The 12,390-nt window shown below is 64.5% G+C and carries 11 protein-coding genes and 1 pseudogene; 2 read left to right on the top strand and 10 right to left on the bottom strand.

Annotated features, from left to right (window positions below):
• Window positions 1-2 precede the first annotated feature (2 nt).
• The 9 genes from BLV97_RS08710 to BLV97_RS08670 form a co-directional block, all read right to left on the bottom strand.
• Entirely contained in the window at window positions 3-878 is an 876-nt protein-coding gene (locus BLV97_RS08710) for a branched-chain amino acid ABC transporter permease (RefSeq protein WP_035844677.1), read from the bottom strand.
• A gap of 135 nt (window positions 879-1,013) precedes the next feature.
• Window positions 1,014-2,276 carry an ABC transporter substrate-binding protein gene (locus tag BLV97_RS08705; RefSeq protein WP_051646185.1) on the bottom strand — a complete coding sequence of 421 codons (1,263 nt, stop codon included), beginning with the start codon at window positions 2,274-2,276 and terminating at the stop codon, window positions 1,014-1,016.
• Window positions 2,277-2,613: 337 nt separating this feature from the next.
• Window positions 2,614-3,486 (bottom strand): lysophospholipid acyltransferase family protein, encoded by an 873-nt coding sequence (locus BLV97_RS08700; RefSeq protein ID WP_035844675.1) that lies wholly within the window; start codon window positions 3,484-3,486, stop codon window positions 2,614-2,616.
• A 40-nt stretch (window positions 3,487-3,526) separates the two neighbouring features.
• On the bottom strand, window positions 3,527-3,796 hold the full coding sequence (locus BLV97_RS08695) for an HPr family phosphocarrier protein (protein ID WP_035844673.1): 270 nt from the start codon (window positions 3,794-3,796) through the stop codon (window positions 3,527-3,529).
• Entirely contained in the window at window positions 3,793-4,197 is a 405-nt protein-coding gene (locus tag BLV97_RS08690) for a PTS sugar transporter subunit IIA (protein ID WP_035844665.1), read from the bottom strand. Before BLV97_RS08690 ends, BLV97_RS08695 begins: the two co-directional genes overlap by 4 nt.
• Entirely contained in the window at window positions 4,194-5,096 is a 903-nt protein-coding gene (gene rapZ, locus BLV97_RS08685) for an RNase adapter RapZ (RefSeq protein ID WP_035844662.1), read from the bottom strand. Before rapZ ends, BLV97_RS08690 begins: the two co-directional genes overlap by 4 nt.
• Window positions 5,097-5,104: 8 nt before the next feature.
• Window positions 5,105-5,473 (bottom strand): HPr kinase/phosphorylase, encoded by a 369-nt coding sequence (locus BLV97_RS08680; protein ID WP_244520998.1) that lies wholly within the window; start codon window positions 5,471-5,473, stop codon window positions 5,105-5,107.
• A gap of 116 nt (window positions 5,474-5,589) precedes the next feature.
• Window positions 5,590-7,314 (bottom strand): sensor histidine kinase, encoded by a 1,725-nt coding sequence (locus BLV97_RS08675; protein WP_092164026.1) that lies wholly within the window; start codon window positions 7,312-7,314, stop codon window positions 5,590-5,592.
• Complete coding sequence (locus BLV97_RS08670) at window positions 7,311-8,012, bottom strand: response regulator transcription factor (RefSeq protein WP_035844654.1); 702 nt, start codon at window positions 8,010-8,012, stop codon at window positions 7,311-7,313. The genes BLV97_RS08675 and BLV97_RS08670 overlap by 4 nt, the downstream gene beginning before the upstream one ends.
• Before the next feature lie 341 nt (window positions 8,013-8,353).
• On the opposite strand from BLV97_RS08670, the gene BLV97_RS08665 reads away from it, so the two are divergent.
• On the top strand, window positions 8,354-9,952 hold the full coding sequence (locus tag BLV97_RS08665) for a phosphoenolpyruvate carboxykinase (protein ID WP_035844652.1): 1,599 nt from the start codon (window positions 8,354-8,356) through the stop codon (window positions 9,950-9,952).
• Between the two features lie 733 nt (window positions 9,953-10,685).
• On the opposite strand, the gene BLV97_RS08660 is transcribed toward BLV97_RS08665, so the two are convergent.
• Window positions 10,686-11,507, bottom strand: coding sequence for a hypothetical protein (locus BLV97_RS08660; RefSeq protein ID WP_092164025.1), 822 nt, complete (start codon window positions 11,505-11,507; stop codon window positions 10,686-10,688).
• Window positions 11,508-12,010: 503 nt separating this feature from the next.
• Between BLV97_RS08660 and BLV97_RS08655 the strand changes: the two are divergent.
• A pseudogene (locus BLV97_RS08655) lies at window positions 12,011-12,390 on the top strand (IS5 family transposase); the annotation flags it as partial.

Raw genomic sequence — 12,390 nt, 5'->3', positions numbered from 1 at the left:
CCTTACCGGCGGCCCAGGATGCCCTGCGGGCGCAGGTAGACCACCAGCACCAGCACGATCAACGCCGGGATCGGGCGCAGTTGCGGCGAAATCAGATAGGCGGTGATGGTCTCGAGATAGCCCACCACATAAGCCGCGATCAGCGACCCCCAGACAGAGCCGAGCCCACCCAGCACCACGATCGAGAAGGCGCTGGCCGTCAGGCTTCCGGCGCTGGCCGAACTGACGCCCAGGAAGGAAGCCAGCAGCACCCCCGCGACCCCGGCGAGAATGCCGTAGATCGCCCAGGAAAACAGGTAGATGCGCGACATCTCGAAGCCCAGAAGGCCCAGGGCGCGCGGATTTTCGGACGCCGCCAGCAGCGGCTTGCCGATCTTGGTGCGGTAGACCACCAGCCACAGCAGGCCGATCACGACCCAGCACAGGATCCCGATCATGATCTCGTTGATCGGGGTGCGGTCGCCAAGGATATAGACCACGCCGGGCAACAGCGGCTTCATCGTCACGGGGTTGTCGGAAAACAGATAGGCCAGGCCTTCCTGGATCATCACCCCCCAAAGCAGGGTGCCGGTAAGGATGAAGATCTCGGTCTCGTCGCTGGGGATGGTGCGCGATTGCTGGATCGGGCGGATCACCACGAAATAGGTGATGAAGGCCGCGATCATCCCGGCCAGGACCCCGACCGCCGCCGCGGCATAAGGATCAAGGCCGAACTGGTTGGCCGCGTACCAGCCGACCAGCGCGGCGATTACCATGATGCCCCCATGGGCCAGGTTCAGAACCCCGGTGACGCCGAAGATCAGCGTGAAGCCGATCGCGCCGAGACCATAGAGCGCACTGATAACGAAACCATCTATCAATATCTGTATCGCAACCATGCTGTCTCCCGCCGGACGCCGTGCGCGCCCCTGATATTCCAATGCGAAGGAAGGACCCGGGTGGAGGTTGGATCAACCGCCGGGCCCGGGCATTCGGTCCGAGGCGGCCCCGGGATGCCGGGGCCGCCGTCGCGATCAATGCGTGGCGGTGGGAAGCTTTACGAAGCTGGGGAACTTGATCTTTCCGTCCGCCAGCTTGTCCGGCCAGACGGCGACCTGCTTGCCGTCTTGCCACTGGATGAACAGGCCGGTGACCAGGCCCTTGCCGTATTTCAGGCCATGGGCGTAGATCGAGTCCTTGCCGTAATACTGGATCCGGCCGACGGTGCCGACGTAATCGGTCTTCTCCATCGCCGAGACGATCTTGTCGGGATTGGTCGAATTGGCCCGCTTGATCGCGTCGGCGATCACATGGACATCGTCATAGGCGGCGTAGCCCACATAGGACGGGCTGTCGCCATAGGCCTTGGCGTAGGCTTTCGCGAAGGGGATGGTCTTGGGCGTGATCGCCACGGTGGGGGTCGCCCCGGTCTGGGTCAGCACGCCTTCGGCCGCGCCGTTGGTGTCCTTCCAGAAGGTCGAGGTGCTGGCTTGCGAACTGATCCCGGTCATCGCCAGCGGCACCTGCTGGTCATGCCACTGCACCGTGGGGCGCACGCCGACATGGCTGATCCCGGTGGTGATGAAATCCGGATGCAAGCCTTCGATCTTGTTGAAGATCGGGGTGAAATCGCTGGTGTCGGGGTTGAATCGGATCTCGTCCAGCACCTTCACGCCGACCTTGGGCAGGCATTTCTTGTAGGTCGCGTCCAGCGGCGCGGTCCAGGCGGCGTCCTCGCTCATGATCACCGTCGTCTTCATGTGGTACTTGTCGACGAAGACATCCTTGGTGAAGTCACACACCGATTGCGCCAGGAAGGCCGAGTTCAGCCAGCCCTGGAAGGTGTACTTGTACTGGTTGTAATGCTCATGCACCTGAAGCGGGATCTTGGTGCTGGCCGCACCGGGAGAGATATAGGGCATGTGCAGGCGCGCGGCCCAGGGCTCCAGCGCCAGCACGACCTCGCTCATGTAGCTGCCGACGATGGCATCGACCTTGTCCTGTGTCGCCAGGCGCTTGAAGGCGCTGACCGCGTCCGACGCAGAGGAATGGTCGTCGTAGGTGATGACCTCGACCTTGTGGCCGTTGATGCCGCCATGGGCGTTGATGTTCTCGGCCGCCAGCTTGGACGCGTTGATGATGGCCGCGCCGGCAACCGACGAGGCCTCGCCGATCACGCCGATCTTGATCGGGCCCTTGATGGCAGCGGCGGCCGGCAGGGCCGTGCCGAGCAGCGCAAGGCTGCTGAGCGCGGTCGCACCCAGGGCGAGCTTGCGCATATGCGAAGTCAATTTCATTTGGGTCTCCTCCTCTGGCGGACAATTTGATCCGGCGTCACAACGATTGCTGCTCGTTGACTTGTTTTTCGAAACGCTAGCACGCGACGGCCCATCATCTCGATCAAATTTGCTTAATTGCCAATTCTCACATTGATTTGAATATATGGGAGAATTGGTGATCTCTTATTGGATCACGAATGCTCGGTCAAAATTCATGATATCTCAATGAGATAAAATAAACGCCGCGGCGCAGCAATTCGGCGCGGTGAATTCGGCAATTGGATCCGAACCCGCGCGGACATCGCCGAGCGCAAGGCGAATTTGCTCGGCCTCTGGGGCCGTACGGACAGACGGCTTATGTCTCGCGCAGGGCCAGGGTGCGCTCGCGCAGCCAGGACATGAAACCCCTGGGATTGGTGGTCCAGGGGCTGATCTCTTCCGGGGGAATTGGGGCGCCGATGACCGGCGCTTGCGGTTTGTTCAGCGCATGTGCGATTTCATGCAGAAGAAGGCCTTGGCGCAACGTCGGCGACAGCTTGTTCGCAATGTGGTACCAGCGCGAATTCTGCCCCGGAAAGAAGATCGGCAGCACCGCCGCGCCGCTGCGCAGCACCATCTTCGCGGTAAAGGGGTTCCACTCGGCCTCGACCGCGGGGCCGAACCAGGTTTCCGAGGCCGCGACCTGTCCGGAGGGAAACAGAATCACCACGCCGCCGTCCTTGAGATGGTCCATCGCATGGCGGCGCATCTCCAGGCCCTTCTTCTGGGCGTCCTCTTCATGCGGGAAGGGAACCGGCACCATGTGATAGGAAATCTCCTCGATCCCGGTCAGGAGCGACCGGGTGAGGATCTTGAAATCCTGGCGGACCTGGCCCACGAGGCACCCCATCACAAGCCCATCGACCAGGCCGTGCGGATGGTTCGCGACCACCACGACGGGGCCTTCCTTCGGAATCCGCGCGATCTGTTCGGCGGGTGTTCGCAACGCGATCCCCATCACCTCGAGCGTGCGATCCCAGAATTCCTGGCCCCGCGCCGGACCCCGGGCTTCGAACTGCCGGATCAGATGCAGCAGCGTCAGCTTTCCGGTGGCCATCTCGATCGCGCGGATGGCGTTCGATTTCCACGGATTGGTGAAAGTCCCCGCGTAGGAAAGCCTGCGCTTCTCATAGGGTTTGTAGTCGGGGTCACCGATGAAGTTGTGGTTTTCTTGGCTATGGTCCGTCACAGGTGAACCGTCCCACGGGGTTTCTTGAATTGATACCCGATTAGAAATCTTCCCCGAACCTGTCGGCAACCAGAGCTTCCAGCGCATCGGCCAACTTCTCGGCCTCAGGTCCGCTGACTCGGATCTCAATAGAGCTTCCGCGCGGCGCTGCCAACATCAAAAGGCCCATGATCGAATCGCCCGACACGCACATGCCGTCCTTCGAGACCTCGGCCTCGGCATCATGCGCCTCGACCACTTCGACGAACTTCGCCGAGGCGCGGGCGTGCAGGCCTTTTTCATTGATGATCTGGATGGTCTTCGTGGTCATGGATCTTGGTCCCCTCCGCCGATCTCCATGCTATCTATATATTTTCGTCCCGCTTCCATAGCGGCCCTGACGGCATCGGTCACCGGAAGACGGCGTGATTTCGCCAATTTGACCAGCATGGGAAGATTTGCGCCGTAAAGGATGCGGCGGTCGCGCCCGGCGCAGGCCGGCAGGCTGAGGTTGGAGGGCGAAGAGCCGAACATGTCGGTCACCACGACAACGCCGGTGCCATCGTCGACCTCGTCGGCGGCGCGGATGATCTCGGCCTGCTTGGCGCTGCGATCGTGATCGTTCTCGATGGTGATCGCGCGGATGCCTGTCTGGGCGCCGACGACGTGCTCGACCGCAGCCAGATATTCCCGTGCGAGCCCGCCATGTGCGACGATCACGATTCCGATCAAGAACGCTCCTCCGTGCCGGTGATTGCAGAGCCCCGGCGCTCAAGCTCCCTATGCCGTTTTGCCACCGCCCAGCCCTGATCCGCAAGCGTCTGCGCAAGCATTTCCGCCATCGCGACCGACCGGTGCTGGCCACCGGTGCAGCCGAAGCCGATGGACAGGTGCGGCTTGCCCTCGTCGACCTGGGCCGGCATGGTGATCGCCAGCAGTTCCATGATTTTGTCGAAGAAGGCCTGCGCGTTCGGGTCTTGCCAGATATAGGCGGCAACCAGGGGGTCGCGGCCATCAAGGGCGCGCAGCGTGGCCTCCCAATGGGGGTTTCGCAAAAAGCGGGTGTCGAAGATCATGTCCACCCCGCGCGGCACCCCCCGACGGTAGGAGAACGAGTGAACCGAGACGGCCATTCGCGGGCCCTCGCCACTTCCGAACCAGCGCTCAAGCTCGGCGCGCAGATCGTGGGGGCTCATGTCCGTGGTGACGATCAGCACGTCGGCGCGCGTCCTGATCGGGGTCAGCAGATCGGCCTCGCGCCGGATACCTTCCGCCGGGTTCTCGTCCGGGGCCAGCGGGTGGCGCCGCCGGGTCTGGGAATAGCGGCGGATCAACTCGTCCTCGCTACAGTCGAGGTAAAGCAGTTCCAGCGCGATCTCGGGGCGTTCGGTCAGCCGGTCGATCAGGGTGATCAGCGCGGCGGCGCTGAAATCGCGGTTGCGCACGTCGATGCCCAGCGCTGTCGGGCGCTCCAGCGGGGGGCCGTCCAGCAGGCGCGGGATCAGACTGAGGGGCAGGTTGTCGATGGTCTCGAAGCCCAGATCCTCGAGCGCCGAGATCGCCGTGGAACGGCCAGCGCCCGAAGGGCCGGAGACCAATACGACACGATGTCCGGTTTCCTGGGCTGCCATTGTGGGCCTCATGCGATCCGTCCCGCCCGAAGATATTGCACGATCGCGGCAGGGAAATGGCCGCTCGAGATCCCGTGACAAAGTGGCACTGTGCATCCCATCAGCGTCAGCCGGCGGTCGGGCGGCAGGCGGTCGGTTTCGGTCTGGCCCAGATCGACCGCCAGGGCGACCACGGCCTCGCCCACGGCGTCGGCGGCGAGGATGCCAAGGCCGCGGGCTTCGATCCGGCCCGCGATGGCGGCGGGCGCGCGGGCGATCAGGCTGCCCGCGCGCGCGCTTAGGCGGGTACGGTCATCGGCGACCAGGCGTGCGCCCAGCGCCATCAGCTGCAAGGCAAGCCCTGATTTGCCCGCCCCCGAGGGCCCCAGGATCAGCACTCCGCGTCCGTCGAGCGCCACGCATGAGGCATGTAGGATAGGTTCGTCTTCCGATCCCGGCCCCGATTCGGACCCGGGTTCCAGCCTCGGTCCTGATCCGGGTGTCCTGGCCGCGCTCACACCGGCAGGCCCACGACGAAGCGCGCGCCCAGCGGGTCAGAGGTGACGTCGGCATCCGTGGGGCGGATGTTCTCGGCCCAGATGACGCCGCCATGGGCCTCTACGATCTGTTTCGAGATCGACAGGCCCAGGCCGGAATGGTCACCGAACTGGCCTGCGGGGCGTTCCGAATAGAAGCGCTTGAAGATCTTGCCCAGCGCCTGGTCGGGAATGCCGGGGCCGGTATCCTCGACCACGATCAGCACCCGGTTCTCGCGCTGGCGGGCCCAGACGCGGACCGCGTCGCCCTCTTCGCAGAAGGAGATCGCGTTGGAGATGAGGTTGACGAAGACCTGCGCCAGCCGCTGTTCCAGCCCGTGTACCATGATCGGCTGCGACGGCAGGTCGGTAATGAAATCCACCCCCTTCTCCTGGGCCTGCCTGCCCAGATGGTCACCGATATTGCCCAACATTTTCAGCAGGTTGAAACGCTCTTCCTCTTCCTTGACCAATTCGCTGTCAAGCCGCGAGGCGTTCGATATCTCGCTGACCAGCCGGTCCAGGCGGCGCACGTCATGTTCGATCACGCTCAGCAGCTTCTCACGCTGGTCCTCGCGCTTGGCGACGCTCATCGAGGCCACGGCCGAACGCAGGCTGGCCAGCGGGTTCTTGATTTCATGCGCCACGTCGGCGGCGAACTGCTCGTTCGCCTCGATCCGGTCATAAAGCGCCGCGACCATGCCGCGCAGCGCGATCGAAAGGCGCCCGATCTCGTCGGGGCGGGCGGCCAGGTCGGGGATGCGGACCCGCGCCGGGCTCATCTTGCGGGCCTGGCGGTCGCGGCCCAGCTCCGCCGCGGCCGCGAGGTCCGACAGCGGGTTGGCTATGGTCGAGGCCAGCACCAGCGACAGCCCGATCGACACCAGGATGGCGATGACGAACATCTGTAGCACCTGCTCGCGCTCGTAGCGCACCAGGCGGTCCAACTCGCCCGCGGCCGAGGCCGTGGCGACGACGCCGATCACCTTGCCCTGATGCACGATGGGGGTGGCGACCGCGAAGATCGTGTTGCCGTGACCATCGGTGCCGGTATTCACCTGGGTGCTGCCCTTCACCGTCGCCGCGAACAGCGCGCGGGCCTGATCGGCGGCATTATAGCCGGGCCGCGGCGCGCGATCGGGCGTCAGCACGCTGGAAATCCCGTCCCAGACCCAGTTGAGGAAGCCGGTGATGACGGTGTTGCGGTGCAACGCATCCTTCGTCAGCAGCGCGCTTTGCGCCTGGCCGACCGCCTTGGTCACCTGCAGCCCGTCCGCGTCGTAGACGAACAATTCCACCCCATGCGCCAGGCTTGCGGAGGCGCGCTGGGCGATCTGGTCGGTCGAGGGGGCGGCGCCGGACTGATCCGCCGCCGGCAGGCCGCCCGAGATCATCGTGGCGATCAACCGGGTCTGGGCCACCAACGCGTTTTCGCGCTGCTGTACCAGGCTGTCGCGGAACGGGTTGAGGTAGAGCACCCCCGCGACCAGCAGGATCAGCGCCATCAGGTTGAAGGTAATGATCTTGCGCGCCAGGGGCGAACGATTGAGCGACACGAACCCCGACCGGCGGCGCCTGTCACGCGCCTCCTTGTCGCCATCCGCGGCGACCCAGTCCTCGCCCAGCAGAACGTCGGCGCGGCCGCCGGCCTTCTTCTTCTCCGGGGCCGGCTCTACAGTATCGATCCGTGAGGTCAGCGTCATTCTTCGTTGTATCTGTAGCCGATGCCGTAAAGGGTCTCGATCGCCGAGAATTCCGGATCGACAGAGCGCATCTTCTTGCGCAAACGCTTGATATGGCTGTCGATCGTGCGGTCATCGACATAGACCTGATCATCATAGGCGATGTCCATCAGCTGATCGCGGCTTTTCACGAAGCCGGGCCGCTGCGCAAGCGCCTGAAGCAGCAGGAATTCGGTCACCGTCAGCGAAACATCCATGCCCTTCCACAGCACCGCATGGCGCAGCGGGTCCATTGTCAGGCTGCCACGTTCCATCACCTTCGTGTCTTCGGTGGTCGCGACCTCGCCCGTGCTGATCGCCTCTTGCCGGCGCAGAAGCGCGCGGATGCGTTCGACCAGCAGGCGTTGGCTGAAGGGCTTCTTCACATAGTCGTCGGCGCCCATGCGCAGGCCCAGGACTTCGTCGATCTCGTCATCCTTCGAGGTCAGGAAGATCACCGGCATCGAGGTCTTCTGCCGCAGCCGCTGCAGCAGATCCATCCCGTCCATCCGCGGCATCTTGATGTCCAGCACGGCCATGTCCGGCAGCCGCTTGTTGAACGCGTCCAACGCGGACTGACCATCGTTGTATGTCTCGACCTCGAACCCCTCTGCCTCCAGGGTCATAGAGACCGATGTCAGGATATTCCTGTCATCGTCGACAAGCGCGATCCTCGACATTTCACCAATCCCCTATACTGCTCTGATTGCCTGCTTTTTGCCATATTGTCGGTTTTCCGACATGCGGAATCAACTGGAAACTGCGAATCACCTGCACGGGCGGGTCCAGAAGAGGCGAAAATTCCAAATCTTTGACTAATTTGCCTCACCTTCCCGCGATGGTGGCGCTATCGTATCATTGGTTGCGCTAACGACACCCAAGCCCGCTGTTCCATCGTTTCGGACGCGTGTTATAGGGCGAGTGTCGGCTTCCTCGGGGGCCGATCGGCGCCACGCGGTACGACAGGGCGCCGCATGCTGACCAAAGTGAATGCCGCCGCCACGGCATCGGGAGCCTGCAGATGACCAATGGACATGTGAACCCGGCCAAAGGCCTTGAGACCCAGGGGATCGAAGGGCTGGGCAACGTCTATTACAACCTGATCGAACCTGCGCTGATGGAGCAGGCCGTGAAGCGCGGCGAGGGCAAGATCGGCCTTGGCGGCACGCTGCTTGCCGATACCGGCGTGCATACCGGGCGCTCGCCCAAGGACAAGTTCGTGGTCCGCACGCCCCTGGTCGAAGACACGATCTGGTGGGAAAACAACAAGCCGATGACGCCCGAGGCCTTCGACCGCCTTCAGGCCGACATGCTGGCGCATATGCAGGGGCGCGACTATTTCGTGCAGGACCTCTATGCCGGCGCCGACCCTGCGCATCGGCTGGACGTGCGCATGGTGACCGAACTGGCCTGGCACGCGCTTTTCATCCGCCACATGCTGCGCCGTCCCGAACGGTCGGAACTGGACGCGTTCGAGCCTGAATACACCATCATCAACTGCCCCTCGTTCCAGGCCGACCCCGAACGGCATGGCTGCCGCAGCGGCACGGTGATCGCGCTGAACTTCGACAAGAAGCTGATCCTGATCGGCGGTACCGAATATGCCGGCGAGAACAAGAAATCGGTATTCACGCTGCTCAACTACATCTTGCCCGGCAAGGGTGTGATGCCGATGCATTGCTCGGCCAATCATGCGCCGAACGACCCGACCGACGCGGCGGTGTTCTTCGGTCTTTCGGGCACTGGCAAGACCACGCTGTCGGCCGACCCTGCGCGCACCCTGATCGGCGACGACGAGCACGGCTGGTCGGATACCGGCAGCTTCAACTTCGAGGGCGGCTGCTACGCCAAGACCATCAGCCTGAGCCCCGAGGCCGAGCCCGAGATCTATGCCACCACGACGAAGTTCTCGACCGTGATCGAGAACATGGTGACCGACCCCGAGACGCTGGAGTTGGATTTCGAGGACATCTCGAAGACTGCGAACATGCGTTGCGCCTATCCGCTGCATTTCATCTCGAACGCGTCCGAGACCGGGCTGGCGGGGCATCCCAGGAACATCATCATGCTGACCTGCGATGCCTTCGGCGTGCTGCCGCCGATCGCGCGGCTGACGCCGGCGCAGGCGATGTACCACTTCCTGTCGGGCTTCACCGCCAAGGTGGCAGGCACCGAGAAGGGCGTGACCGAGCCCGAGCCGACCTTCAGCACCTGCTTCGGCGCGCCTTTCATGCCGCGCCGGCCCGAGGTCTACGGCAAGCTGTTGCAGGAAAAGATCGCGACGCATCAGGCGTCTTGCTGGCTGGTCAACACCGGCTGGACCGGCGGCGCCTATGGGGTCGGGTCGCGGATGCCGATCCGGGCGACCCGGGCGCTGTTGACGGCGGCGCTGGACGGGTCGCTGAACGAGGTGGAGTTCCGCAAGGATCCGAACTTCGGTTTCGACGTGCCGGTCCGGGCCGAGGGGGTGGCGGAAGTGCTGCTCGATCCGCGGCGCACCTGGGGAGACAAGGAGGCCTATGACCGTCAGGCCGCCAAGCTGGTGAAGATGTTCGCCGACAACTTCGCCCAGTACGTCCCCTATATCGACGCCGATGTGAAAGCCGCGGCGCTGGGCTGAGGGCCGGGGCCGACAGGGGAACGAAGGGTCCCCGCGGGGGCCCTATTGTTGCGGTTTCTGCAGCAGGGGCGCTGCCCCCTGACCCGACCGTCAGTTGCGGGTTGGATCTGAAACGACTGGCCCACGCAGCCCCATAGCCTCCGGCGGAAAGCAAAGAGCCGAGATCCCAAAGGATCTCGGCAGCCATGCCGTCCGGTGCTGTGGGATCTGGCCTGAGCGTGATCCGATGGATCAGGGCGTCCAGATGCTCGTGGGCCTGGTGGACGAAGTCCGGGTGGCCCAAGAGCTCCTCCAGTCGTCGGAGCACCACTTCGTAGGCCACGACCGGGTCGGGCGGCGGGGCCTTGGCCTCGCGGCTCTCGGCCTCGGCGGCAGCGAGCTTGATCTCACTCATCCGGTCCTTCACCTGCTCGAACAGCATGCCGTCCTCGATGGCCCTGAAGTAGTACTCGAGCTTTTTCTTCAACTCCTTATGCTGCTTGCGCAGCCGCTTGACCGGCTGGTCCGGGTCGCCCTTGCGCAGCGCTTTGCGCTCCGCCTGGATCGCGGCCTCGAAGGCCTCGGTCAACGCCGGCGCCAGCAGCGCCTCGCGGAGGCGGTTGGAGACGGGGTTCTCGATGCGGTCGCGGCGGATCGTCACCTTGTTCGTGCAGCTGCCATCGCGGTTGCCCTGGCAGCCGTAGCGGGTCTTGCCGCACATGACATAGGGCGCGCCGCAAGGAGTCGCAGACCATCAGCCCCGACAGCAGATAGCGGCTGCGATGGGCGGCGCGGGCGTTGCCCGCCGCCTTCCCCTTTTCCGCACTCTCGAGGGTCCGGGCCTGGGCCGCGTCCCAGTCTTCCTGCGGCACGATCCTGAGCTCAGGGATCTGAGCTTCGATGACCTCCTCCGGCGTGGCCGTGACCTTGCGCTTGCCGGTCTAGGGATCGTCCTGGCGATGCGTCTGCCCGAGCCGCGCGATCCCGATGTAGAGGGTGTTGCGCAACAGCCCGTCGTTGCGGGAGCCGCGCTCGCGCGCGGACGGCGAAGCTCGACGACGGGCGGCAGCGGCGCACGATCGGCCTTGCGGCGATCCCGAAGCTCGCGGCGGCGTTCGGCATGGTGCTCTGCGGCCATGTCGGCCTCGGCGAAGAGGCGGGCACGAACCGCGTTCAGCCGCTCCCGATCGGCGCCGATCATCTGGCCGAGCATCGGCGTGCCGCACTCGCCCAGGCTGAAGCCCGGGTTGTTCAGCGAGACCGTGATGCGCCGGGAGCCCACGAAGCGGGTGGGCTTGTCGAGGCCGATCGCGGCCAGGGCCTCGGGGCGGGTCACCCGGGTCTCATAGTCCTGGTTCGCCTTGCTGTCGGCGGTGGTGCCGTAGGCAAGCGTCGCGAAGCGCCGGCCCGCAAAGCTCACGACGTCGAGGACGGCGCAGGGCCGGACTTTCGGGCGGTAGCTGTCGTCGCGTTCCGAATGGGGGAAACGGAAGGCGACGACATCGCCCCAGGCGAGGTGGTCACGCCAGTTGGTCGCAGGGGTCTGGGCGATCTCAGCGGTGGTGGCATCAGACATTGGTTTCTCCGGTTGGGTTGCCGTGCCGACGCCCGCTTCAGCACTTCCCCTTTGGCGGGATCCGGTTCGGCGGCGCGAGCAGGTGGGGGTTCGGGGGCGGAATGCGGAACGACCTCCCCCGGGAGCCGGGGCCTCGGGGCGTCCGGAACGGTCCCCGAGCCGTCGGAGACGCCGGGGGTGTCCAGAGGGGTGGCGAATGCCCCTCGGTCCCGCGGACGGCGGCCAGGGGTGAAGGGCAGTGGCGAGCGACGCCCCTTCGAGCAGGGGGTGCAGGGGGAGTGCGGAACGATGACCCTGCTCCGGCGGACGGCCCCGGGCGGGTCAGGGAGGGCGGCGCGCGTCCCTGGCGGCGCGTCAGCGGCGCCGGGGTCCGGGGGCGCAGCCCCCGGCGAACGGCAGTGCGAGAAGGTGGCCGAAGGCCGACTGCGCGCACTGCCTAGGGTCAGGACCCATTGATTTCCGGTTGGCCGCGTGATTCACAGTTCGAAAAACGAGCGGTGAACATGTCTGATCTCTTCTGGCTGACGGATGCGCAGATGGCGCGTCTTGAGCCCTTCTTCCCCAAGTCACACGGCAAACCCCGCGTTGATGATCGGCGCGTGTTGAGTGGAATTATTTTTATCAATCGCAATGGTTTACGGTGGCGCGATGCCCCTGCTGCCTATGGGCCGCACAAGACGCTGTACAACCGTTGGAAACGGTGGAGTGACAAGGGCATCTTCGCCCGGATGATGGCCGGTCTGGCCGCCGAGCATGGCGAAAAGAAGACTGTGATGATCGACGCCACTTACCTGAAGGCACACCGAACAGCGACCAGCATGGGCGTGAAAAAGGGGGGCGTGGACGCCTGATTGGCCGGACAAAGGGCGGCATGAACACCAAG

This window comes from Allgaiera indica (genome assembly GCF_900106675.1).
Lineage (GTDB): Bacteria > Pseudomonadota > Alphaproteobacteria > Rhodobacterales > Rhodobacteraceae > Acidimangrovimonas > Acidimangrovimonas indica.
The sequence above is the reverse complement of the archived record's forward strand: the minus strand, read 5'-3'. Positions and strand labels throughout refer to the sequence as shown.

Bases quoted from the DNA above. Each gene is read 5' to 3' on its own strand.
- BLV97_RS08710 (WP_035844677.1), bottom strand. From the start codon at position 878: ATGGTTGCGATACAGATATTGATAGATGGTTTCGTTATCAGTGCGCTC.
- BLV97_RS08705 (WP_051646185.1), bottom strand. From the start codon at position 2,276: ATGAAATTGACTTCGCATATGCGCAAGCTCGCCCTGGGTGCGACCGCG.
- BLV97_RS08695 (WP_035844673.1), bottom strand. From the start codon at position 3,796: ATGACCACGAAGACCATCCAGATCATCAATGAAAAAGGCCTGCACGCC.
- rapZ (WP_035844662.1), bottom strand. From the start codon at position 5,096: ATGGCAGCCCAGGAAACCGGACATCGTGTCGTATTGGTCTCCGGCCCT.
- BLV97_RS08675 (WP_092164026.1), bottom strand. From the start codon at position 7,314: ATGACGCTGACCTCACGGATCGATACTGTAGAGCCGGCCCCGGAGAAG.
- BLV97_RS08670 (WP_035844654.1), bottom strand. From the start codon at position 8,012: ATGTCGAGGATCGCGCTTGTCGACGATGACAGGAATATCCTGACATCG.
- BLV97_RS08665 (WP_035844652.1), top strand. From the start codon at position 8,354: ATGACCAATGGACATGTGAACCCGGCCAAAGGCCTTGAGACCCAGGGG.
- BLV97_RS08660 (WP_092164025.1), bottom strand. From the start codon at position 11,507: ATGTCTGATGCCACCACCGCTGAGATCGCCCAGACCCCTGCGACCAAC.